Genomic DNA, 20,461 nt, shown 5'->3' with positions numbered 1-20,461 from the left:
CCGAGCGGGGCACGCGGGCGACACCCGATTACCGGGTGACCCGGAGCACCCGGTAGCCCTTCTGGCTGGCGTGCCGGTCGACCTGCCACCCCTGCTCGACCAGCCAGCGGTGCAGCGAGTCGCCGCCGAGGTGGCGGGCGACGACCAGCCAGGCCACGCCGTCCGGGGTGAGCCGGGGCAGCCAGCGCAGCAGCAGGTCGTGCAGTTCCGCCTTGCCGATGTGGATCGGCGGGTTGGACCAGATCTGGGTGAACGTGACGTCCGCCGGCATCTCGTCCGGGGCGACGGCGCGGACCCGGTCGGCGGCGTCCACCCGGGCCGCGTTGGTGGTGGTGAGGGCGCGGGCCCGCTCGTTGACGTCCACCGCCCAGACCGTGGCGGCCGGCGCGACGGTGGCCAGGACGCAGGTGATCGGGCCGAACCCGCAGCCGATGTCGAGCAGCGGACCGGTCTCGCCGGCGGAGGGCAGTGCCGCCTTGCGCAGCAGCACCGCGGTGCCGGGGTCGAGCCGGTCGGCGGAGAAGACGCCGCCGGCCGAGGTGAGGGTGTAGTCGCGCCCGGCGACGGAGAACTCGACCTCGCGCGGGCGGGCCGGGGTCGTCGGTTCAGCGGTGAAGTAGTGGTCGCCGGTCACGTCCGGCATTGTCGCACCGGCCGGCAGCGGGCCCGGCGACGGTGCGGCGGGGAGCATCGGACGCCACTCCGCCAGAATTTCCCGATATTACCCCTGAAAGGGACAATCAGCCCTACTCTATCCCACATGGTGTACCGGTACGAGTCCGACGAGGACGCCTTCCTGGAGTACCCGAAGCCCGGGTCGGCCCCCACCGGGTCCGGAGCCGCGACGCCGCCGCCCGCGGGCCCGTCGCCCTCCCGCTTCCCCACCCCGTCGCTGCCACCGGCCCGGCCGGCCGGCGACGCCGCCCGCGCCCCCGCGCCCGCGCCGCCGGCGCCGACGCCGGGCCGCCCCGCGCCGCCCCGGGAGCCGTCCCCGGTGCCACAGCCCGCGCCGCCGGTCCCGCAGCCCGTGCCGGCCGCGACCACCCGGCCGACCGTGCCGATCCCGGCCAGCCCGACCGCGCGTACCGGCGACCTGTGGGACCCGCCGCGGACCCGGCACACCGACCGCCGGCGCGGCGGCCGGGTCCTGCAGACGCTGATCGGCGGCGCCGCCGTGCTGCTCCTGCTCTCGCTGACCGGGCTGGCCGTCGCGGCGCTGCTCGACGAGCGGGCCACCACCCCACCGGCCGGCCAGCCGACGCCGCAACCGACGGTCGAGCAGACCACCGCGCCCGCCGGGTCCGACCTGGACTCCCGGGACACCGACCAGGCGGCGCTGACCGCCAAGGAGGTCTTCCCGGCCAAGAGCCTGGTGATCACCGACGGCAAGCCGGCCTACCGGGTGCTCAAGACCCAGGCGAGCGGCAACTGCGCCTCCGCCGCCACCGGCGAGATCGCCGACCTGCTGGTCCGGCTCGGCTGCAACCAGGTGGTCCGGGGCACGCTCCGCTCCCCCGACGGCGACCACCTGCTCACCGCCGGCCTGTTCAACCTGACCGACGTGGCCAGCGCCCAGCGGGTGCGCGACCGGATCCGGCCGCTGCTGGACGAGCGGCAGGGCCGCTTCCGCGGCATGAAGGCGGGCGACGACACCGAGGCGGTGGAGAAGGCCGCCGCCCGGGTCGGCTGGCAGGTACGCGGCCACTACGTCGCGTACTGCCTCGTCACCCGCGCCGACGGGGAGCGCATCCCGACCGACGACACCACCGCCCGCGAGATCATGTACGACCTGATCGAGCTGCACCTGAACCGGAGCGTGCTGGACCGCCGGGCCGCCGGCGGGACGGCCGGCCAGCCCACCGACGGTCCGACCGAGGACAGCGCCGGACAACGCGGCTCGGACGACTGACCCCGCCCCGTCGACGGCCCGTCACCCCACGCGGGGCGGCGGGCTGTTCCGTGTCCGCTCAGCCCTCCGCGACGGGCACGCGCAGCCGGCGGGTGAGGTCGGCGCGGCGGGCGTACTCGGCGGGGTCGGTCGGGTAGCCGACCTCGACCAACGCCAGGCCGTGTGCCGGCGCCACGGTCACCTCGCTGGACCGCTCCCGGCGGCTCAGCAGGCCGGCCGGCCACTCCACCGGCCGCCGCCCGTCCCCGGCGACCAGCATGGCGCCGACCAGGCTGCGCACCATGTTCTGGCAGAACGCGTCGGCCTGCACGGTGGCGACCAGGATCCCGTCCGGGTCGCGCCGCCAGTCCAGCCGGGTCACCTCGCGCAGCGTGGTGGCGTTCTCCTTGCGCCGGCAGTACGCGGCGAAGTCGTGCTCGCCGACCAGCCCGGCCGCGGCGGCGTTGAGCGCGGTCAGGTCCAGCGGCTTCGGCCAGGCCAGGGTGTCCCGGCGGCGCAGCGGTTCGGCGCCCCAGGGCGCGTCGGTGACCCGGTACTCGTAGCGCCGGTAGGTGGCCGAGAACCGGGCGTCGAAGTCGGCGGGGACCTCGGTCATCGCGCGGACCCGGGCGTCCGGCGGGAGGAGGCGGGCCAACCGGCGCAGCAGCCGCCCGTCGTGCTCGCGCCACACCTCGGTGGGCAGGTCCAGGTGGCAGACCTGCCCGGTGGCGTGCACCCCGGCGTCGGTGCGCCCGGCCACGGTCAGCCCGGTCGCGGTGCCCGCGCCGAGCACCAGGTCCAGGGCCTCCATGAGCACCCCGGCCACCGTGCGCCGGGTGGGCTGGGGTGCCCAGCCGGAGAACTCCGTGCCGTCGTACGAGACGTCCAGCCGCAGCCGGGTCCGCTCGCTCACCTCGTACCTCCGTTGACGGCGTCGGGCCCGGCACCCCACGAGGGGGTGCCGGGCCCGACGATGCTGCCTGCGATCAGGCCTTGTCGTTCTCGGTGGCCTCGTCGCTGTCCTCACGGGCGGCGGCGGTGTCGCCCGAAGCGGAGACCGGAGCCTCGGCGTCCTGGTCACCGGCGCTGGACTTCGGGGCCTCCTCGGCCGGGGCCAGGGCCTCGACCTTGTCCTGCTGGGCGGCCTTGCGGGCGGCGGTCTTCTTGTTCGCCTTCGGCTCGGCGACCTGAAGCTCCTCCACCAGCTCGATGATCGCCATCGGAGCGGCGTCACCCTTGCGCGGGCCGGTCTTCACGATCCGGGTGTAGCCACCGTTGCGGTTGGCGTACCGGGGCGCGATCTGGTCGAACAGGGAGTAGACCACGTCCTTGTCCTTGACGACGCCCAGCACCCGGCGACGCGAGGCGAGGTCGCCGCGCTTGGCCTTGGTGATGAGCTGCTCGGCCAGCGGACGCAGCCGCCGGGCCTTCGTCTCGGTGGTCTGGATCTTGCCGTGCTGGAACAGCGCGGTGGCCAGGTTGGCCAGCATCAGCCGCTCGTGCGCGGGGCTGCCGCCGAGGCGGGGGCCCTTGGTGGGCGTGGGCATGCTTGGTGCTCCTCAGGTGTGGCGGCAGCGCGGACTAGAGCTGCTCGGTCTCGCGGTAGTCGTCGGTGTCGTAGTCGGCCTCGCCGAAGGCGTCCACGACGTGCGCCGGGTCGAAGTTCGGAGCCGAGTCCTTCAGCCCCAGGCCCATCCCGGCGAGCTTCATCTTGACCTCGTCGATCGACTTCTGACCGAAGTTGCGGATGTCGAGAAGGTCGGCCTCGGTACGCCCGATCAGCTCACCAACGGAGTTGATGCCCTCGCGCTTGAGGCAGTTGTAGGAGCGGACGGTGAGGTCCAGCTCCTCGATCGGCAGAGCCAGGTCCGCCGCCAGCTGGGCGTCCTGCGGGGACGGGCCGATGTCGATGCCCTCGGCGGTCTCGTCCAGCTCGCGGGCGAGCCCGAACAGCTCCACCAGCGTCGAGCCGGCCGAGGCCAGCGCGGTGCGCGGGCCCATCGACGGCTTGGTCTCGACGTCGATGATCAGCCGGTCGAAGTCGGTCCGCTGCTCGACCCGGGTCGCCTCGACGCGGTACGTCACCTTGAGCACCGGCGAGTAGATCGAGTCGACCGGGATCCGGCCGATCTCGGCGCCCGCCTGCTTGTTCTGCGCCGCGGTGACGTAGCCCCGACCCCGCTCGACGGTCAGCTCCATGTCGAGCCGGCCCTTGCCGTTGAGGGTGGCGAGCTTCAGGTCCGGGTTGTGCACCGAGACACCGGCCGGGGGCTGGATGTCACCGGCGGTCACGTCGCCCGGGCCCTGCTTGCGCAGGTACATGCTGACCGGCTCGTCGTGCTCGGAGCTGACGCACAGCTCCTTGATGTTCATGACGAGCTCGACCACGTCCTCCTTGACCCCGGGGATCGTGGTGAACTCGTGCAGCACACCGTCGATCTTGATCGAGGTGACCGCCGCGCCCGGGATGGACGACAGCAGCGTGCGCCGCAGCGAGTTGCCCAGCGTGTAGCCGAAGCCGGGCTCCAGCGGCTCGATGGTGAACCGGGAGCGGGTCTCGTTGATCGACTCTTCGGAGAGAGACGGTCGCTGGCTGATGAGCATCTTTTCTCTTCTCTTCCGGGGCGCCCGCTATTTGACGCCCACGACACAACTGTTCCGGTGGCCCGCCCCGCAGGGCGGGCCACCGCAGCGAGCCCTTACTTGGAGTAGAGCTCGACGATCAGCTGCTCCTGGACCTGGGTGTCGATCACCTGACGGGCCGGGAGCGAGTGCACGAGGACCTTCATCTGGCTGGGGATGGCCTCGAGCCACGCCGGAACGGTCTTGGAGCCGGCCTCGGCCTGCGCGACGATGAACGGGGTGAGCTCCTTGCTCTTGCCCCGGACCTCGATGATGTCGTGCTCCTTGACGCGGTACGACGGGATGTCGACCTTCTTGCCGTTCACCATGAAGTGACCGTGCTTGACCAGCTGACGGGCCATGTCCCGGGACTTGGCGTAGCCGGCCCGGTAGACCACGTTGTCGAGCCGCGACTCGAGGATCTGAAGGAGGACCTCACCGGTCTTCGCCTTCTTGCCCACGGCCTCTTCGTAGTAGCCGCGGAACTGCTTCTCGAGCACGCCGTAGACCCGACGGGCCTTCTGCTTCTCACGGAGCTGGAGCAGGTACTCCGTCTCCTTGGTCCGACCGCGGCCGTGCTGCCCGGGCGGGAACGGCCGGGACTCGAACGGGCACTTCGGACCATCGCACTTGCTGCCCTTGAGGAACAGCTTCATCTTCTCCCGCCGGCAACGGCGGCAGTCAGCACCGGTGTAACGAGCCATCTCTCTCTAACCTCTCAGACCCGGCGACGCTTCGGCGGACGGCACCCGTTGTGCGGCTGCGGGGTGACGTCGGAGATCTGCCCGACCTCCAGCCCAGCGGCCTGCAGCGAACGGATGGCGGTCTCCCGGCCGGAGCCGGGGCCCTTGACGAACACGTCGACCTTGCGCATGCCGTGCTCCATGGCCCGACGCGCGGCGGCCTCGGCGGCCAGCTGCGCGGCGAACGGGGTCGACTTGCGGGAGCCCTTGAAGCCCACCTGGCCGGACGAGGCCCAGGAGATGACCGCACCGGTCGGGTCCGTGATGGACACGATGGTGTTGTTGAAGGTGCTCTTGATGTGCGCCTGCCCGTGGGCGACGTTCTTGCGTTCCTTGCGCCGGACCTTCTTGACGGCGGCTCCGGCACGAGCCTTCGGTGGCATAAGTCTGTGCGCTCCTAGTTACTTCTTGCCGGGCTTCTTCTTGCCGGCCACGGTCCGCTTCGGGCCCTTCCGGGTCCGCGCGTTGGTCTTGGTGCGCTGGCCACGCACGGGCAGACCGCGGCGGTGCCGGATACCGGCGTAGCAGCCGATCTCGACCTTGCGGCGGATGTCAGCGGCGACCTCGCGGCGCAGGTCGCCTTCAACCTTGTAGTTGCCCTCGATGTGGTTCCGGAGCTCGACGAGCTCCTCGTCCGTGAGGTCGCGAACGCGCTTGTCCGGCGAGATGCCGGTCGCGGCGAGCGTCTCCAGGGCGCGGGTGCGACCGACCCCGAAGATGTAGGTGAGCGCGATCTCCATCCGCTTCTCGCGGGGGAGATCCACGCCGACTAGACGTGCCATGTGCGGGCGTACTCCTCATGATTGTGGCGGAGGTGTGGACCCGTCCCACCCCGCTGCCCGAGCGGGCCCCGGCCTCCGACCGGGGGTCAACCACGAGAGGTACGCGCTGCGCACCGTCCGCGGCTGGGACGAGCTGGTGACGTGTGGGGCGTCAGCCCTGGCGCTGCTTGTGGCGCGGGTCGGTGCAGATGACCATGACCCGGCCGTGCCGGCGGATCACCCGGCACTTGTTGCAGATCCTCTTGACGCTCGGCTTGACCTTCACGGTTGCCTTACTTCCCATCTGGCCCGGAGACGCGACGGAGCGCGACCCGGACGTCGAAGACGGACACGGGGACGTCCCGGCCGTCGTCAGGCTTACTTGTAGCGGTAGACGATGCGCCCGCGGGTCAGGTCGTACGGCGACAGTTCGACGACGACCCGGTCCTCCGGCAGGATGCGGATGTAGTGCTGCCGCATCTTGCCGCTGATGTGAGCCAGCACCTTGTGGCCGTTCGCGAGCTCCACCCGGAACATGGCGTTCGGCAGGGGCTCGATGACCCGACCCTCGATCTCGATGGCTCCGTCTTTTTTCGGCATGTACTCCGCTGTCCTGACGTCGGTTACTCCGGACGGCCCACAACGTCTTACACGGGTGAACTGACCAAGATCAGGTAACCCGCGCCAGCCGCGGCTCCGACTCCCACCGAAGCGCAGGGTGGGCATGGCGGAGTGGACGCTGTGCGCCGATCTGAAAGTGTACGCCCGCACGCGCACCGTCGCCAAACCGGCCGGCCGTCCGGTCCCCCCGACGGGGGATTTCCGGCGCGGCTGTGACCAGCGGCACAGCTCCGGCCGCCTCAGCGGCGGCGGTCGTGTCGCTTCCGACCGTGGTCGACGCCGATCAGCCCGACCGACTGCATCAGCACCAGGCCGCCCCACGGCCCCAGCACCCAGAGCGGCCAGACACCGGCGGTGTGGCCGGTGGCGATCACGCTGATCAGCCAGATCGGCAGCAGCAGCGCGGCCACCCGCAGCCAGGGCATCCAGAGGCCGAGCAGCCGCGAGCGGGTGTCCGGCGCGACCGGCGTCCCGGCCCCGGCGGCCGGCTCGCCGCTCGGAACGGCCGCTGCGGGCGCGGGTGGCGCCGGCGCGAGTGGTGGCGTCGCGGGCGGCGGCGTCGGGGTGGCGGGCACCACGGCGGACCGCTCGGCCGACGCCGGGCCCGGCAGGTCGGCCACCACCTCGTTCAGGTCGGCGTAGGTGCGGGCGCCGTACGCGCGGGCCAGCCGCTCGTCGTACTCGTGCAGGCCGAGCCGGCCCTCCTCCAGCGCCACCCGGAGCCGTTCCGCCGTGGCCTCCCGGTCACGGTCGGCCGCCCGCATCTCCCGCTGCCCGTCCATGACGGCAAGGATGCCACCGGCCCGCCACCGGACGGAAACCCGCCGCCCGGCCCGCACCCGGACCGCGCCCTCCAGCCTGTCGACGCCCGTCACGTGGCGTGACCGGGCTGACACAGATGCGACCCCGCGCCGATATACCGCCTGGTCATAAATATGACTCAGAGGTATATCGGGGTGAAGTGACGACCCGCCCGCCCGGGAAATCGCCGTGGCCCACCGGCCCTGGGAATGCCGGATGGCCCACGGAACGTCGGGTTGCCTGGCCCCGCCTGGCCGAACATCGCACACCCGCCGAGTCGCCGAGCCCGACGGCACCGCAACCGCCGCCCCCGACAAGCACCGCGGCCGCCCGGCCGCCCGGCCCGACACACACCGCGGCCGCCCGGCCGCCCGGCCCGACACACACCGCGGCCGCCCGGCCGCCCGGCCCGACACACACCGCGGCCGCCCGGCCGCCCGGCCCGACAGGCACCGGGACGGCCGGCGGCGCCAGGGTGAGCGGCGGCTCGGCCGGGCGACGGACGGGTCAGCGGGCCGGGGAGTCCGCGGGCTGGCGGGCGGTGACCAGGTCACCGAGGCGGGCCCGGCCGCCGTCCTCGGCGGTCAGCACCCAGACGCCGTCGTCCAGCAGCGCCATCGAGTGCTCGACGTGCACCGCCATCGAGCCGTCCCGCGTCACCACGGTCCAGCCGTCGGCCAGCTCCGCCGTGCGCGGGGAGCCCATCGTGATCATCGGCTCGATGGCGAGCGCCAGGCCGGGAACCAGGCGCGGGCCCTTGCCGGGGCGGCCGTGGTTCAGCACGTGCGGGTCCTGGTGCATCTCGGTGCCGATGCCGTGGCCGCCGTAGCCGTCGACGATCCCGTACCGGCCGCCCTTGCGGACCGCGCTCTCCACCGCGTGGGAGATGTCGGTGAGCCGCCCCCTGCCGGAGGCCGCGCCCCGGGCGGCGGTGGCGATGCCGGCCCACATCGCGTCCTCGGCCACCTCGGCCATCCGCAGCAGTGCCGGGTCGACCTCCCCCACCGCCACCGTGACGGCCGCGTCGCCGTGCCAGCCATCGAGCACCGCGCCGCAGTCGATCGAGATCAGGTCGCCCTCGCGCAGCACCTGCTGGGCCGACGGGATGGCGTGCACCACCTGCTCGTTGACCGAGGAGCAGATCGACGCCGGGAACCCGTGGTAGCCCTTGAACGACGGGACCGCGCCCGCCTCCCGGATGGTGGCCTCGGCGATCGCGTCGAGGTCGGCCGTCGTCACGCCGGGGGCGACCGCCTCACGCATCCGGCGCAGGGCACGGGCGACCACCAGACCGGCGGCCCGCATCAGCTCGATCTGCTCGGGGGTCTTCAGCTGGATGTCCAGCTGGGGACGGCGCATGGCGGTCTAACCTTTCGTCGCGCGTACGCGGAACAGCGGGGCACGTCGCGCGTACCCCGCCGTTCGCACTCTATCCGCCGGACGGCGGTGGGTCGTCAGCCGCCGTAGGAGCGCAGCGCGTCGATGGCGCGGACGGTGACGTCCTCCACCGGCCCGGTCGCGTCGATGCCGACCAGCTTGCCCTGGGCGCCGTAGTAGTCCACCAGTGGCGCGGTCTTCTCGGCGTACTCCCGCAGCCGCGCCGCGATGGTCTCCGGCTTGTCGTCGTCCCGCTGGAACAGCTCCGCGCCGCAGCGGTCGCAGATGCCCTCACGGGTGGTCGCGTCGAACTCGACGTGCCAGATCTTGCCGCAGCCCCGGCAGGTGCGCCGGCCGGACAGCCGCCGGATCACCTCGTCGTCGTCGACGACCAGCTCCAGCACCAGGTCCAGCGCGGAGCCCAGGTCGGCGAGGAGCTTGTCCAGCTCGGCGGCCTGCGGCGTGGTGCGCGGGAAGCCGTCGAGCAGGAAGCCCTCGCCGGCGTCCGGCTCAGCGAGCCGGTCGCGCACCATATTGATGGTGACGTCGTCCGGGACCAGCTTGCCCGCGTCCATGTACCGCTTGGCCTCGACACCCAGGGGCGTGCCCTGGGTGACGTTGGCCCGGAAGATGTCACCGGTCGAGATCTTCGGCACCGAGAGGTGGGCGGCGATGAACTCCGCCTGTGTGCCCTTGCCCGCGCCCGGCGGGCCAACCAGAACGAGTCGCATCTACCGCAGGAACCCTTCGTAGTTCCGCTGCATGAGTTGGCTCTCGATCTGCTTCACGGTCTCCAGACCGACGCCGACCATGATGAGCACAGCGGTGCCGCCGAACGGGAAGTTCTGGAACTGCTGGTTGTCCAGCCAGATGAAGAAGAAGTTCGGCAGGATCGCGATGATGCCCAGGTAGAGCGCACCCGGCAGGGTGATCCGGCTGAGGATGAAGTCGAGGTACTCGGCGGTCGGCTTGCCGGGGCGGATGCCCGGCACGAAGCCGCCGTACTTCTTCATGTTGTCCGCGACCTCGGTCGGGTTGAACGTGATGGACACGTAGAAGTAGGTGAAGAAGATGATCAGCAGGAAGTAGATCGCGATGTGCTCCGGCGCGCTCGCCTTCACGATGTGGTTCTGGATCCACGCCTGGACCTTGCCCGGGTCGTTCGGATCGAAGAACTGGAGCGCGAGCTGCGGCAGGTAGAGCAGCGACGAGGCGAAGATGACCGGGATGACGCCGGCCTGGTTCACCTTGAGCGGGATGTAGGTCGAGGTGCCGCCGTACATCCGCCGGCCGATCATGCGCTTGGCGTACTGCACCGGGATCCGGCGCTGCGCCTGCTCGATGAAGGTCACCGCGGTGATGACCAGGAGCACCAGGGCGATGACGAGGAGGAACATCCCCCAGCCCTTGGTGGTCTTGATCTTCCAGCCCTCGCTGGGAAGGCGGGCCGCGATCGAGGTGAAGATCAGCACCGACATGCCGTTGCCGACGCCCCGGTCGGTGATCAGCTCACCGAGCCACATCACCACGCCGGTGCCGGCGGTCATCGTCATGACCAGGATGGTCAGCGTCAGCCAGTCCGGGATGCCGGTGCCCTTGGGCACGATCGGGAACTGGTCGCACTGGTTGTTGAACAGCTGCCCGGAGCGGGCCAGCGCCACGAACGCCGAGGACTGGAGGATGCCCAGGCCCAGCGTCAGGTAGCGGGTGTACTGGGTGATCTTCGCCTGGCCGGCCTGGCCCTCCTTGCGGAGCTGCTCCAGCCGCGGGATCACCACCGTCAGCAGCTGCAGGATGATCGACGCGGTGATGTAGGGCATGATGCCCAGCGCGAAGACCGAGAGCTGGAGCAGCGCGCCGCCGGAGAAGAGATCCAGCAGGTTGAGCACGCCGGTGCTGCCCTGGATGGTGTCGAGGCACTTCTGCACGTTGCCGTACGAGACGCCCGGGCTGGGCAGCGTGGCGCCCAGCCGGTAGACCGCGATGATGCCTACTGTGAACAGCAGCTTCTTGCGCAGGTCAGGCGTACGGAACGCACTGAGAAAGGCGGACAGCAACTTCTTCCTCCTGCGCGACGCGGGCCGCCGGTGACGATCCCTGGCGGGGCGGGGTGGGTGCCGGGCGAGCGCCCGGTATCCATGGCTGGGAACGGACTCTAACAGCCCGATCCCGGTCCGGGCAGATGTGCCCGGCTACATAAAACGAATCCGATGTTACCCGGCGCACACGTCGCCGGTAGACCATGGCGCCCGCCCAGTTGCGAACAACTGAGCGGGCGCCACGAACATGCCTTACAGCTCGGTGACCGAGCCACCGGCCGCGGTGATCTTCTCCTTGGCCGACGCGCTGAACGCGTGCGCCGTCACCTGGAGGGACACACCGCCGAGGTCGCCGGTGCCGAGCACCTTGACCGGGTGGCCCTTGCGGACCGCACCGGCCTCGGCCAGCTCGACGGGGCCGACCTGGCCGCCGTTCGGGAAGAGCTCGGCGAGCCGGTCCAGATTGACCACCTGGAACACGACCTTGAACTTGTTCTTGAAGCCCTTCATCTTCGGCAGGCGCATGTGGATGGGCATCTGTCCACCCTCGAACGCCGCCGAGATGTTCTTGCGGGCCTTCGAACCCTTGGTACCACGGCCGGCGGTCTTGCCCTTCGAGCCCTCACCGCGACCCACACGGGTCTTGTCGGTCTTGGCACCCGGAGCCGGACGCAGGTGGTGCACCTTGATCGTCATTACTCGACCTCCTCGACCTTCACGAGGTGGTTGACCGTGAAGATCATGCCGCGGATCTCCGGCCGGTCCTCCTTGACCACCACGTCGTTGATCCGCTTGAGACCGAGGGAACGCAGCGAGTCACGCTGGTTCTTCTTGGTCCCGATCTCGGACCGGACCTGGGTGACCTTCAGGCGTGCCATCAGGACGCCACCCCCGCCCGCGACGCCAGCATGGCGGCCGGCGCGACGTCCTCGACCGGCAGACCACGACGCGCCGCGACCTGCTCGGGGGACTCGAGCCCCTTCAGGGCCGCCACGGTGGCGTGCACGATGTTGATCGGGTTGGACGAGCCGAGGCTCTTGGAGAGCACGTCGTGGATGCCCGCGCACTCCAGCACGGCGCGTACCGGACCGCCGGCGATGACACCCGTACCGGCCGAGGCCGGCTTGAGCAGCACCACACCGGCCGCGTCCTCACCCGTCACCGGGTGCGGGATCGACTGACCGATCCGCGGCACCTTGAAGAAGTGCTTCTTGGCCTCCTCGACACCCTTGGCGATCGCCGCGGGCACCTCCTTGGCCTTTCCGTAGCCCACACCGACGGTGCCGTCGCCGTCGCCCACGATCACCAGGGCGGTGAAGCTGAAGCGACGACCACCCTTCACGACCTTGGCGACGCGGTTGATCGCGACGACCCGCTCGAGGTGCGGGGTCTTCTCGACGGGCGCGTTTCCGCGGCCGCCCTCACGGCGGTTGTCGCGGCGACCACCCTCGTTGCCACCGGACCCGCCGCCACGGCGCTGTTGACCTGGCATCAGCAGCCTTCCTTCTCTCTCGTGACGGGGTTTCTAGAACTCGAGCCCGGCTTCGCGGGCGGCGTCGGCAAGCGCGGCGACCCGCCCCGCGTACCGGTTGCCACCGCGGTCGAAGACGACCTTCGAGACGCCGGCGGCCTTGGCACGCTCGGCGAGCAGGGCGCCGACCTTGCCGGCCAGGGCGCTCTTGTCGCCCTCGGCGCCGCGCAGCGAGGCGTCCATGGTCGAGGCCGACGCCAGGGTGTGACCCTTGGTGTCGTCGACGACCTGGGCGACCATGTGCCGCAGGGAGCGGGTGACGACCAGGCGGGGACGCTCGGCCGTGCCGTTGACGTTCTTGCGGACCCGGAAGTGCCGACGCGCACGCCCGACGGCACGCTTGGCGGCGACGCCGCGGCGGCGCTTGAGCAGCGTGGCGCTCACTTCTTACCTGCCTTTCCAGCCTTGCGGCGGATGACCTCGCCCTGGTACTTCACGCCCTTGCCCTTGTAGGGCTCCGGCGGGCGGATCTTCCGGATGTTGGCGGCGACCTCGCCGACCTGCTGCTTGTCGATGCCGGCCACGTGGAACAGCGTCGGCCGCTCCACCGTGAACGTGATGCCGTCCGGCGCCGGCACGAGCACCGGGTGCGAGAACCCGAGCGCGAACTCCAGGTCCTTGCCCTTGGCGGTCACGCGGTAACCGGTGCCGGCGATCTCCAGGCTCTTGCGGTAGCCCTCGGTCACACCGACGATCATGTTGGCCACCAGCGTACGGCTCAGGCCGTGCAGCTCCTTGGCCTTGCGCTCGTCGTTGGGCCGGTTGACGTGCAGCGCGCCGTCCTCGCCCCGCTCCGCCGTGATCGGCTCGGCCAGCACGTGGCTCAGCTCGCCCTTGGGGCCCTTGACCTTGACGGTCTGGCCGTCGATCGTGATGTCGACGCCGGATGGCACCGGGATCGACTTACGTCCAATACGCGACATTTCTACCTGTCTCCCGTTACCAGACGAAGGCGAGGACTTCCCCGCCAACGCTCCGCTTGCGGGCCTGCCGGTCGGTGAGCAGCCCCTGGGACGTCGAAATGATCGCCACGCCCAGCCCGCCGAGCACCCGCGGGAGCCCGTCCGACTTGGCGTACACCCGGAGACCGGGCTTGGACACGCGCTTGATGCCGGCCAGGCTCCGCTCGCGGTTCTGGCCGTACTTCAGCTCGACGACCAGTCGCTTGCCGACGGCGCCCTCCTCGGGCTCCTCGACCGACCAGGTGGCGATGTAACCCTCGGCCTTGAGGACCTCGGCGATGTTCGCCTTGATCTTCGAGTAGGGCATCGTCACCCGGTCGTGGTACGCCTGGTTGGCGTTACGCAGACGCGTGAGCATGTCTGCGATCGGGTCGGTCATCGTCATGAAAACTCGTCAACCTTTCTCGCCGGGGTTCCCCGGGCCAGGCCCGGGGCCTACGGCGAAGAGACAGTTCAGCTGACGCGCCGGAGCGCGCCGGGCTATTACCAGGAAGCCTTGGACACGCCGGGCAGCTCACCGCGGTGGGCCATCTCCCGGATGCACACCCGGCAGAGACCGAACTTGCGGTAGACCGCCTTCGGACGCCCGCACCGCTGGCAGCGGGTGTACGCGCGAACCGAGAACTTCGGCTTCGCGGCCGCCTTGAGGATCAGCGCCTTCTTGGCCATCTCAGTTCTCCTTGAACGGGAAGCCCAGGAGCTTGAGCAGCGCCCGGCCCTCGTCGTCGGTCGTGGCGGTCGTGACCACCGTGATGTCCATGCCCCGCTGGCGATCGATCTTGTCCTGGTCGATCTCGTGGAACACCGACTGCTCGGTCAGACCGAACGTGTAGTTGCCGTGCCCGTCGAGCTTGCGCCCGTCCAGACCGCGGAAGTCACGGATACGCGGCAGCGCGATCGACAGCAGCCGGTCCAGGAACTCCCACATCCGGTCGCCGCGGAGGGTGACCTTCGCGCCGATCGGCATGCCCTCGCGGAGCTTGAACTGCGCGATGGACTTGGTCGCCCGCCGGACCAGCGGCTTCTGACCGGTGATCGTGGCGAGGTCGCGGACCGCGCCGTCGATCAGCTTGGCGTCCCGAGCGGCCTCGCCGACACCCATGTTGACGACGATCTTGACCAGGCCGGGCACCTGCATGGGGTTGCCGTAGGCGTACTGCTCCTGCAGCTTCGCCACGACCTCGTTGCGGTACCGCTCCTTGAGGCGCGGCAGGGTCTTGGTTTCGGTAGCCGTGGTCATCACAGGTCCTTACCGGTGCTACGCGCGATGCGGACCTTCTGGCCGTTGTCGTCGATCCGGTAGCCGATGCGGGTCGGCTTGCCGTCGGAGTCCAGGACCATCACGTTCGAGACGTGGATCGGGGCCTCCTGGGTGACGATGCCACCGGTCTTGGCGCCACGCTGGGTGGTGCTGATGCGGGTGTGCTTCTTGACCCGGTTCACGCCCTCGACCAGGACCTTGTCCTGCCGCGGGTAGGCCGCGATGACCTTGCCCTTGGCACCCTTGTCCTTGCCGGCGATGACGACGACCGTGTCGCCCTTCTTGACCTTCACGGTCACAACACCTCCGGCGCGAGAGAGATGATCTTCATGAACCGCTTGTCCCGCAGCTCCCGGCCCACCGGGCCGAAGATGCGGGTACCGCGCGGGTCCCCACCGTCCTTGATGATGACGGCGGCGTTCTCGTCGAAGCGGATGTACGACCCGTCCGGCCGCCGCTTCTCCTTGGCGGTCCGAACGACGACGGCCTTGACGACGTCGCCCTTCTTCACACCGGCACCGGGGATCGCGTCCTTGACCGTGGCCACGATGACGTCGCCGATGCTCGCGTAGCGCCGACCGGAGCCACCGAGAACCCGGATGCACAGGATCTCCCGGGCACCCGTGTTGTCGGCGACGCGCAGTCGCGACTCCTGCTGAATCACGTCTATCTCCTATGTCTGCCGGTTCTCCGGCCGCCGGGGGCGGCCGGAGCCTGGCGGAACCTGCGCCCGACCGATACCGGCCGAGCTCGAGCCTTCGCTACTTGGCCTTCTCGAGGATCTCCACGAGCCGCCACCGCTTGGTGGCGGAGAGCGGCCGGGTCTCCATGATCAGGACCCGGTCGCCGATGCCGGCCGAGTTCTGCTCGTCGTGCACCTTCAGCTTGCTCGTACGGCGCATGATCTTGCCGTACAGCGCGTGCTTGACCCGGTCCTCGACCTCGACCACGACGGTCTTGTCCATCTTGTCGCTGACCACGAGGCCCTCGCGGACCTTGCGGCGGGACCGCGCGGCGGCGGTGGTGGTGTTCTCACTCATGATGCAGTCACCTCAGTCGGCGCGGCCGAGAGACCCAGCTCACGCTCACGCATGATCGTGTAGATCCGGGCGATCTCCCGACGGATGACCTGCAGCCGCCGGTTGTTGTCCAGCTGCCCGGTTGCGGCCTGCACGCGGAGGTTGAACAGCTCCGCCTTGGCCTCGCGCAGCTTCGTGACCAGCTCCTCCTCGGAGAGCTCACGCAGCTCGGAAGGCTTGACGCCCGCTGCCATCAGGATTCACCCACTTCGCGCGTAACAATGCGGCACTTCATCGGGAGCTTGTGGATCGCGCGACGCATCGCCTCTCGCGCGATCTGCTCGTTGGGGAAGGACATCTCGAAGAGAACCCGCCCCGGCTTGACGTTGGCGACCCACCACTCGGGCGAACCCTTACCGGAACCCATCCGGGTTTCCGCCGGCTTCTTGGTGAGGGCCTGGTCCGGGAAGATCGTGATCCAGACCTTGCCGCCACGCTTGATGTGACGGGTCATCGCGATACGCGCCGACTCGATCTGACGGTTGGTCACGTACGCCGGCTCGAGAGCCTGGATCCCGAACTCGCCGAACACCACCCGGTTACCGCCCTTGGACGCGCCGTGGCGGTCCGGGTGGTGCGGCTTGCGGAAGCCCTTCGGGGGCTTGCGCGGCATCAGCATCTGTCAGCCCTCCTGCTGCTGTTCTGCCGGCTGGTTCGGAGCCGAGGCGGCTGCGGCGACAGCGCTGCTGTCGACCGGCTCACCGGCCGGCGTCTCCGCCTGCTGCGCGATGGTGGTCGCGGCAGCGCGGCCGGCCTCGGTGCCACCGGCGGTCGTACCCGACGAGCCCGACCGACCACGGCGCGGCCGGTCCGGCCGGTCGCCACGGTCACGGCGCGGGCCGCGCGACGGGGCGGCTTCGGCCGGGGCCTCGCGGCCCGGGACGGCGTCGCCCTTGTAGATCCAGACCTTCACGCCGATCCGGCCGAAGGTGGTACGGGCCTCGAAGAAGCCGTACTCGATGTTGGCCCGCAGCGTGTGCAGCGGGACCCGGCCCTCGCGGTAGAACTCGGTCCGGCTCATCTCGGCGCCGCCGAGACGGCCCGAGACCTGCACCCGGATGCCCTTGCAGACCGGGTTCTTCATCGCGGACTGCATCGCCTTGCGCATGGCCCGACGGAAGCTGACCCGGCTGGACAGCTGCTCGGCGACGCCCTGGGCGACCAGCTGCGCGTCCGACTCGGGGCTCTTCACCTCGATGATGTTCAGCTGGACCTGCTTGCCGGTGAGCTTCTCCAGCTCGCCGCGGATCCGGTCGGCCTCCGCACCCTTACGGCCGATGACGATGCCCGGCCGGGCGGTGTGGATGTCGACGCGGACCCGGTCCCGGGTGCGCTCGATGTCGACCTTGGAGATCCCGGCGCGCTCGAGGCCCTTGGACATCATCCGGCGGATCTTGACGTCCTCGCCGATGTAGTCCTTGTAGAGCTTGTCCGCGAACCAGCGGGACTTCCAGTCGGTCGAGATGCCGAGCCGGAACCCGGTGGGGTGAACCTTCTGACCCATTACTCGGCACCCTCCGTCGTGCTCTGCTGCGCCGGCTCGGCCTGCTTGGCCGGAGCGGCCTTCTTGGCCGACTTCTTCGGCGCGGCCGCAGCCACGGCCTCGACCGCCACGGTGATGTGGCAGGTCCGCTTGCGGATCCGGTAGGCCCGGCCCTGCGCCCGCGGCCGGAACCGCTTCATCGTCGGGCCCTCGTCGACGAACGCCTCGCTGACGAGCAGCGCATCGGGGTCCAGCCGCTCGTTGTTCTCCGCGTTGGCGATCGCGCTAGCGAGCACCTTGTACACCTGCTCGCTCGCCGCCTGCGGCGCGAACTGCAGCACCGTGAGCGCCTCCTTCGCGGGCAGGCCGCGGACGAGGTTGACCACCCGGCGCGCCTTCATCGGCGAGATGCGCACGTGCCGCGCAACCGCCCGCGCGCCCGGAAGCACCGGAGCGTCGCCCTTTCCTGGCATCGCTGTAACCCCTTGTTCCTCTATCCGTATGCCCGCGGCGTCAGCGCCGGCGGCTCTTCCGGTCGTCCTTCTCGTGACCCTTGAACGTGCGGGTCAGCGCGAACTCGCCGAGCTTGTGCCCGACCATGGCCTCGGTCACGAAGACCGGGACGTGCTTACGTCCGTCGTGCACGGCGATCGTGTGACCCAGCATCTCCGGGATGATCGTCGAGCGTCGCGACCAGGTCTTGATGACGTTCTTCGAGCCCTTGTCGTTCTGCGTCTCCACCTTCTTGAGCAGGTGGTCGTCGACGAACGGGCCCTTCTTCAGGCTGCGAGGCATGTCTTATCTCCCTCAGCCGCGCTTACGCGTGGCGTAGCGGCGGCGGACGATCAGCCGGTCGCTCGGCTGGCCCTTACGACGGGTGCGGCCCTCGGGCTTACCCTGCGGGTTGACCGGGTGGCGACCACCGGAGGTCTTACCCTCACCACCACCGTGCGGGTGGTCGACGGGGTTCATCGCGACACCACGGACGGTCGGGCGCTTGCCCTTCCACCGCATCCGGCCGGCCTTGCCCCAGTTGATGTTCGACTGGTCGGCGTTGCCGATCTCGCCGATGCTGGCGCGGCAGCGCACGTCCACCCGCCGGATCTCGCCGGACGGCATACGCAGGGTCGCGTACGCGCCCTCACGGCCGAGCAGCTGGATGCCGACGCCGGCCGAGCGGGCCAGCTTGGCGCCGCCGCCCGGACGCAGCTCCACGTTGTGGATGGTGGTACCGACCGGGATGTTGCGCAGCGGCAGGTTGTTGCCCGGCTTGATGTCGGCGCCCGGGCCCGACTCCACGGCGTCGCCCTGCTTCAGGTCCTTCGGCGCGAGGATGTAGCGCTTCTCGCCGTCGGCGTAGTGCAGCAGCGCGATGCGCGCGGTGCGGTTCGGGTCGTACTCGATGTGGGCGACCTTCGCCGGCACGCCGTCCTTGTCGACCCGCTTGAAGTCGATCAGACGGTACTGGCGCTTGTGGCCGCCACCGTGGTGCCGCGTGGTGATCCGGCCGTGGGCGTTGCGTCCGCCCTTCTTCGGCAGCGGAGCCAGCAGCGACTTCTCGGGCGTCGACCGGGTGATCTCGGCGAAGTCGGCAACGCTCGAGCCACGCCGGCCCGGCGTCGTCGGCTTGTACTTACGGATAGCCATTGTCTACACCCCTCAGCTGACCGGGCCGCCGAAGGCCTCGATACGGTCTCCGTCAGCCAGCTTCACGATCGCCCGCTTGGTGGACTTGCGCTGACCGAAGCCGGTCTTGGTGCGCTTGCGCTTGCCCTCACGGTTGAGCGTGTTGACCGTCAGGACGCGGACGTTGAAGATCTGCTGGATAGCGATCTTGATCTCGGTCTTGTTGGCGTCCGGGTGCACCAGGAAGGTGTACCAGTTGCGGTTCAGCTCGCTGTAGCTCTTCTCCGAGACGACCGGAGCGACGATGATGTCGCGCGGATCGGCGATCGTGCTCACTTGCCACCCTCCTCGGTGGTCTCGGCGGGAACGCCCAGGAACTCGTCCAGGGCCTCCTTGGTGAAGACCACGTCGTCGGCCACCAGCACGTCGTACGTGTTGAGCTGGCCGGCCTCGATCAGGTGCACCCGGCTGTCCCGCGCGTTGCGCAGGTTCCGCAGCGACACCCAGTTCAGCTCGTCGGTGCTGCTCAGCACGACCAGGACCCGACGGGCCGTGGTCAGCTTCGCCAGCGTGGTCAGAGCCGCCTTGGTCGACGGCTTCTCGCCCGAGACGAACGCCTCGACGACGTGCACCTGGCCGGCGCGGGCCCGGTCCGAGAGGGCGCCACGCAGGGCGGCGGCCTTCATCTTCTTCGGGGTGCGCTGGCTGTAGTCGCGCGGCACCGGGCCGTGGACCACGCCACCGCCGGCGAACTGCGGCGCGCGGGTCGAACCCTGGCGGGCACGACCGGTGCCCTTCTGCTTGTACGGCTTCTTGCCTCCACCGGAGACCTCGCCGCGGGTCTTGGTCTTGTGCGTGCCCTGCCGGGCCGCCGCGAGCTGAGCCACCACGACCTGGTGCATCAGCGCGATGTTCGCCTGCGCGTCGAAGATGTCGGCCGGCAGCTCGACGGAGCCGCTCTTGCTGCCTTCGACGTTGAGGACGTCAACGGTGGTCACTTGGCCGCACCGCCCTTCTTCACCTTCGCCTTGGCCGCGGTACGGACCAGGACGAGCGCGCCCTTGGGGCCGGGAATGGCGCCACGGACGAGCAGGAGGTTGTTCTCGGTGTCGACCGCCTGGACGGTCAGGTTCTGGACGGTGTAGCGAACGCCACCCATCCGGCCCGCCATCCGGGTGCCCTTGAAGACGCGACCCGGGGTGGCGCAGGCGCCGATCGAGCCGGGCGAGCGGTGCTTGCGCTCGACACCGTGGCTCGCGCGCAGGCCGTGGAAGCCGTGCCGCTTCATCGGGCCGGCGTAGCCCTTGCCCTTGGTCTTGCCGGTCACGTCGATCACGACGCCGGCCGGGAACTCCTCGACCGTGACCTCCTGGCCGGCGGAGTAGTCCGCGGCGTCCGAGGTGCGCAGCTCGACGATGTGCCGGCGCGGCGCGACGTCCGCCTTGGCGTAGTGCCCGGCGACCGGCTTCTTGACCTTGCGCGGGTCGATGGCCCCGTACGCCAGCTGGACCGCGGAGTAACCGTCCTTGTCGGCGCTACGAACCTGGCTCACGACGCACGGGCCGGCCTGCACCACGGTCACGGGGACAACCTTGTTGTTGTCCCAGACCTGGGTCATGCCGAGCTTGGCGCCCAGGATCCCCTTGACTTGCCTGTCCATTTGATCG

The 20,461-nt window shown here is 70.1% G+C and carries 34 protein-coding genes; 1 reads left to right on the top strand and 33 read right to left on the bottom strand.

From position 1 onward, the window contains the following. Positions 1–28 precede the first annotated feature (28 nt). Positions 29–634 (bottom strand): class I SAM-dependent methyltransferase, encoded by a 606-nt coding sequence (locus tag COO58_RS27605; RefSeq protein ID WP_098747888.1) that lies wholly within the window; start codon positions 632–634, stop codon positions 29–31. Positions 635–760: 126 nt separating this feature from the next. Here COO58_RS27605 and COO58_RS27600 point away from each other — a divergent pair, with 126 nt between their 5' ends. Next, entirely contained in the window at positions 761–1,909 is a 1,149-nt protein-coding gene (locus tag COO58_RS27600; RefSeq protein ID WP_255292784.1) for a hypothetical protein, read from the top strand. A gap of 58 nt (positions 1,910–1,967) precedes the next feature. Here COO58_RS27600 and truA read toward each other — a convergent pair whose 3' ends face one another. The 32 genes from truA to rplC form a co-directional block, all read right to left on the bottom strand. Then, positions 1,968–2,801, bottom strand: a complete 834-nt coding sequence (gene truA, locus COO58_RS27595) for a tRNA pseudouridine(38-40) synthase TruA (RefSeq protein WP_098747842.1) — start codon at positions 2,799–2,801, stop codon at positions 1,968–1,970. A gap of 73 nt (positions 2,802–2,874) precedes the next feature. Next, positions 2,875–3,435: a 50S ribosomal protein L17 gene (gene rplQ / locus COO58_RS27590; RefSeq protein WP_091570109.1), complete on the bottom strand. Its 561-nt coding sequence runs from the start codon at positions 3,433–3,435 to the stop codon at positions 2,875–2,877. A 34-nt stretch (positions 3,436–3,469) separates the two neighbouring features. After that, the gene (locus COO58_RS27585) at positions 3,470–4,492 is read right to left on the bottom strand and encodes a DNA-directed RNA polymerase subunit alpha (protein ID WP_007073009.1); all 1,023 of its coding nucleotides are present in this window, start codon (positions 4,490–4,492) and stop codon (positions 3,470–3,472) included. A 95-nt stretch (positions 4,493–4,587) separates the two neighbouring features. Then, positions 4,588–5,214 (bottom strand): 30S ribosomal protein S4, encoded by a 627-nt coding sequence (rpsD, locus tag COO58_RS27580; RefSeq protein WP_091570104.1) that lies wholly within the window; start codon positions 5,212–5,214, stop codon positions 4,588–4,590. A 14-nt stretch (positions 5,215–5,228) separates the two neighbouring features. After that, on the bottom strand, positions 5,229–5,636 hold the full coding sequence (gene rpsK, locus COO58_RS27575; RefSeq protein WP_014440747.1) for a 30S ribosomal protein S11: 408 nt from the start codon (positions 5,634–5,636) through the stop codon (positions 5,229–5,231). A gap of 18 nt (positions 5,637–5,654) precedes the next feature. Further along, positions 5,655–6,035 carry a 30S ribosomal protein S13 gene (gene rpsM / locus COO58_RS27570; RefSeq protein WP_013288614.1) on the bottom strand — a complete coding sequence of 127 codons (381 nt, stop codon included), beginning with the start codon at positions 6,033–6,035 and terminating at the stop codon, positions 5,655–5,657. 151 nt (positions 6,036–6,186) lie between these two features. Continuing rightward, positions 6,187–6,300, bottom strand: a complete 114-nt coding sequence (gene rpmJ, locus COO58_RS27565; protein WP_012184307.1) for a 50S ribosomal protein L36 — start codon at positions 6,298–6,300, stop codon at positions 6,187–6,189. Positions 6,301–6,392: 92 nt separating this feature from the next. Further along, positions 6,393–6,614 (bottom strand): translation initiation factor IF-1, encoded by a 222-nt coding sequence (gene infA, locus COO58_RS27560; protein ID WP_007073013.1) that lies wholly within the window; start codon positions 6,612–6,614, stop codon positions 6,393–6,395. Positions 6,615–6,874: 260 nt separating this feature from the next. Beyond that, entirely contained in the window at positions 6,875–7,417 is a 543-nt protein-coding gene (locus COO58_RS27555; RefSeq protein WP_098747840.1) for a DUF1707 domain-containing protein, read from the bottom strand. A gap of 526 nt (positions 7,418–7,943) precedes the next feature. Then, positions 7,944–8,795, bottom strand: coding sequence for a type I methionyl aminopeptidase (gene map, locus COO58_RS27550; RefSeq protein ID WP_091570100.1), 852 nt, complete (start codon positions 8,793–8,795; stop codon positions 7,944–7,946). Between the two features lie 95 nt (positions 8,796–8,890). After that, the gene (locus COO58_RS27545; RefSeq protein ID WP_091570097.1) at positions 8,891–9,544 is read right to left on the bottom strand and encodes an adenylate kinase; all 654 of its coding nucleotides are present in this window, start codon (positions 9,542–9,544) and stop codon (positions 8,891–8,893) included. Continuing rightward, positions 9,545–10,870 carry a preprotein translocase subunit SecY gene (secY, locus tag COO58_RS27540; RefSeq protein WP_091570092.1) on the bottom strand — a complete coding sequence of 442 codons (1,326 nt, stop codon included), beginning with the start codon at positions 10,868–10,870 and terminating at the stop codon, positions 9,545–9,547. Positions 10,871–11,104: 234 nt separating this feature from the next. After that, on the bottom strand, positions 11,105–11,548 hold the full coding sequence (rplO, locus tag COO58_RS27535; RefSeq protein WP_091570089.1) for a 50S ribosomal protein L15: 444 nt from the start codon (positions 11,546–11,548) through the stop codon (positions 11,105–11,107). Beyond that, positions 11,548–11,730, bottom strand: a complete 183-nt coding sequence (gene rpmD / locus COO58_RS27530) for a 50S ribosomal protein L30 (RefSeq protein WP_013473693.1) — start codon at positions 11,728–11,730, stop codon at positions 11,548–11,550. The genes rplO and rpmD overlap by 1 nt, the downstream gene beginning before the upstream one ends. After that, entirely contained in the window at positions 11,730–12,344 is a 615-nt protein-coding gene (rpsE, locus tag COO58_RS27525; protein ID WP_013288621.1) for a 30S ribosomal protein S5, read from the bottom strand. The genes rpmD and rpsE overlap by 1 nt, the downstream gene beginning before the upstream one ends. Positions 12,345–12,377: 33 nt before the next feature. Continuing rightward, on the bottom strand, positions 12,378–12,767 hold the full coding sequence (gene rplR, locus COO58_RS27520) for a 50S ribosomal protein L18 (RefSeq protein WP_091570085.1): 390 nt from the start codon (positions 12,765–12,767) through the stop codon (positions 12,378–12,380). Then, positions 12,764–13,306 carry a 50S ribosomal protein L6 gene (gene rplF, locus COO58_RS27515; protein ID WP_098747838.1) on the bottom strand — a complete coding sequence of 181 codons (543 nt, stop codon included), beginning with the start codon at positions 13,304–13,306 and terminating at the stop codon, positions 12,764–12,766. Before rplF ends, rplR begins: the two co-directional genes overlap by 4 nt. A gap of 16 nt (positions 13,307–13,322) precedes the next feature. Further along, positions 13,323–13,730, bottom strand: a complete 408-nt coding sequence (rpsH, locus tag COO58_RS27510) for a 30S ribosomal protein S8 (protein ID WP_013288624.1) — start codon at positions 13,728–13,730, stop codon at positions 13,323–13,325. Positions 13,731–13,828: 98 nt separating this feature from the next. Further along, a complete protein-coding gene (locus COO58_RS27505; protein WP_007073023.1) occupies positions 13,829–14,014 on the bottom strand; it encodes a type Z 30S ribosomal protein S14 in 186 nt (61 codons plus the stop codon). Between the two features lies 1 nt (position 14,015). Next, positions 14,016–14,585, bottom strand: a complete 570-nt coding sequence (gene rplE, locus COO58_RS27500) for a 50S ribosomal protein L5 (protein WP_091065804.1) — start codon at positions 14,583–14,585, stop codon at positions 14,016–14,018. Beyond that, positions 14,585–14,905: a 50S ribosomal protein L24 gene (gene rplX / locus COO58_RS27495; protein WP_172836497.1), complete on the bottom strand. Its 321-nt coding sequence runs from the start codon at positions 14,903–14,905 to the stop codon at positions 14,585–14,587. The genes rplE and rplX overlap by 1 nt, the downstream gene beginning before the upstream one ends. Next, positions 14,902–15,270, bottom strand: a complete 369-nt coding sequence (gene rplN / locus COO58_RS27490; protein WP_007073026.1) for a 50S ribosomal protein L14 — start codon at positions 15,268–15,270, stop codon at positions 14,902–14,904. The genes rplX and rplN overlap by 4 nt, the downstream gene beginning before the upstream one ends. A 97-nt stretch (positions 15,271–15,367) precedes the next feature. Beyond that, the gene (rpsQ, locus tag COO58_RS27485) at positions 15,368–15,646 is read right to left on the bottom strand and encodes a 30S ribosomal protein S17 (RefSeq protein ID WP_098747837.1); all 279 of its coding nucleotides are present in this window, start codon (positions 15,644–15,646) and stop codon (positions 15,368–15,370) included. Then, positions 15,643–15,879, bottom strand: a complete 237-nt coding sequence (gene rpmC / locus COO58_RS27480; protein WP_013288628.1) for a 50S ribosomal protein L29 — start codon at positions 15,877–15,879, stop codon at positions 15,643–15,645. Before rpmC ends, rpsQ begins: the two co-directional genes overlap by 4 nt. Continuing rightward, positions 15,879–16,304, bottom strand: coding sequence for a 50S ribosomal protein L16 (gene rplP, locus COO58_RS27475; protein ID WP_073834927.1), 426 nt, complete (start codon positions 16,302–16,304; stop codon positions 15,879–15,881). Before rplP ends, rpmC begins: the two co-directional genes overlap by 1 nt. Before the next feature lie 3 nt (positions 16,305–16,307). Then, a complete protein-coding gene (rpsC, locus tag COO58_RS27470) occupies positions 16,308–17,189 on the bottom strand; it encodes a 30S ribosomal protein S3 (protein ID WP_091570073.1) in 882 nt (293 codons plus the stop codon). Further along, positions 17,189–17,641 carry a 50S ribosomal protein L22 gene (rplV, locus tag COO58_RS27465; RefSeq protein ID WP_091570068.1) on the bottom strand — a complete coding sequence of 151 codons (453 nt, stop codon included), beginning with the start codon at positions 17,639–17,641 and terminating at the stop codon, positions 17,189–17,191. The genes rpsC and rplV overlap by 1 nt, the downstream gene beginning before the upstream one ends. Positions 17,642–17,681: 40 nt before the next feature. After that, positions 17,682–17,963 (bottom strand): 30S ribosomal protein S19, encoded by a 282-nt coding sequence (gene rpsS, locus COO58_RS27460; RefSeq protein ID WP_007073032.1) that lies wholly within the window; start codon positions 17,961–17,963, stop codon positions 17,682–17,684. 12 nt (positions 17,964–17,975) lie between these two features. Next, positions 17,976–18,815 (bottom strand): 50S ribosomal protein L2, encoded by an 840-nt coding sequence (gene rplB / locus COO58_RS27455; RefSeq protein ID WP_091570064.1) that lies wholly within the window; start codon positions 18,813–18,815, stop codon positions 17,976–17,978. Between the two features lie 12 nt (positions 18,816–18,827). Beyond that, a complete protein-coding gene (rplW, locus tag COO58_RS27450) occupies positions 18,828–19,130 on the bottom strand; it encodes a 50S ribosomal protein L23 (RefSeq protein ID WP_091317975.1) in 303 nt (100 codons plus the stop codon). Then, entirely contained in the window at positions 19,127–19,792 is a 666-nt protein-coding gene (rplD, locus tag COO58_RS27445) for a 50S ribosomal protein L4 (RefSeq protein ID WP_098747836.1), read from the bottom strand. Before rplD ends, rplW begins: the two co-directional genes overlap by 4 nt. Next, positions 19,789–20,454, bottom strand: a complete 666-nt coding sequence (rplC, locus tag COO58_RS27440; protein ID WP_091570055.1) for a 50S ribosomal protein L3 — start codon at positions 20,452–20,454, stop codon at positions 19,789–19,791. The genes rplD and rplC overlap by 4 nt, the downstream gene beginning before the upstream one ends. Positions 20,455–20,461: the final 7 nt, after the last annotated feature.

It is taken from the genome of Micromonospora sp. WMMA1996, from assembly GCF_002573675.1.
Taxonomy (GTDB): Bacteria; Actinomycetota; Actinomycetes; order Mycobacteriales; family Micromonosporaceae; genus Micromonospora; species Micromonospora sediminicola.
The sequence above is the reverse complement of the archived record's forward strand: the minus strand, read 5'-3'. Positions and strand labels throughout refer to the sequence as shown.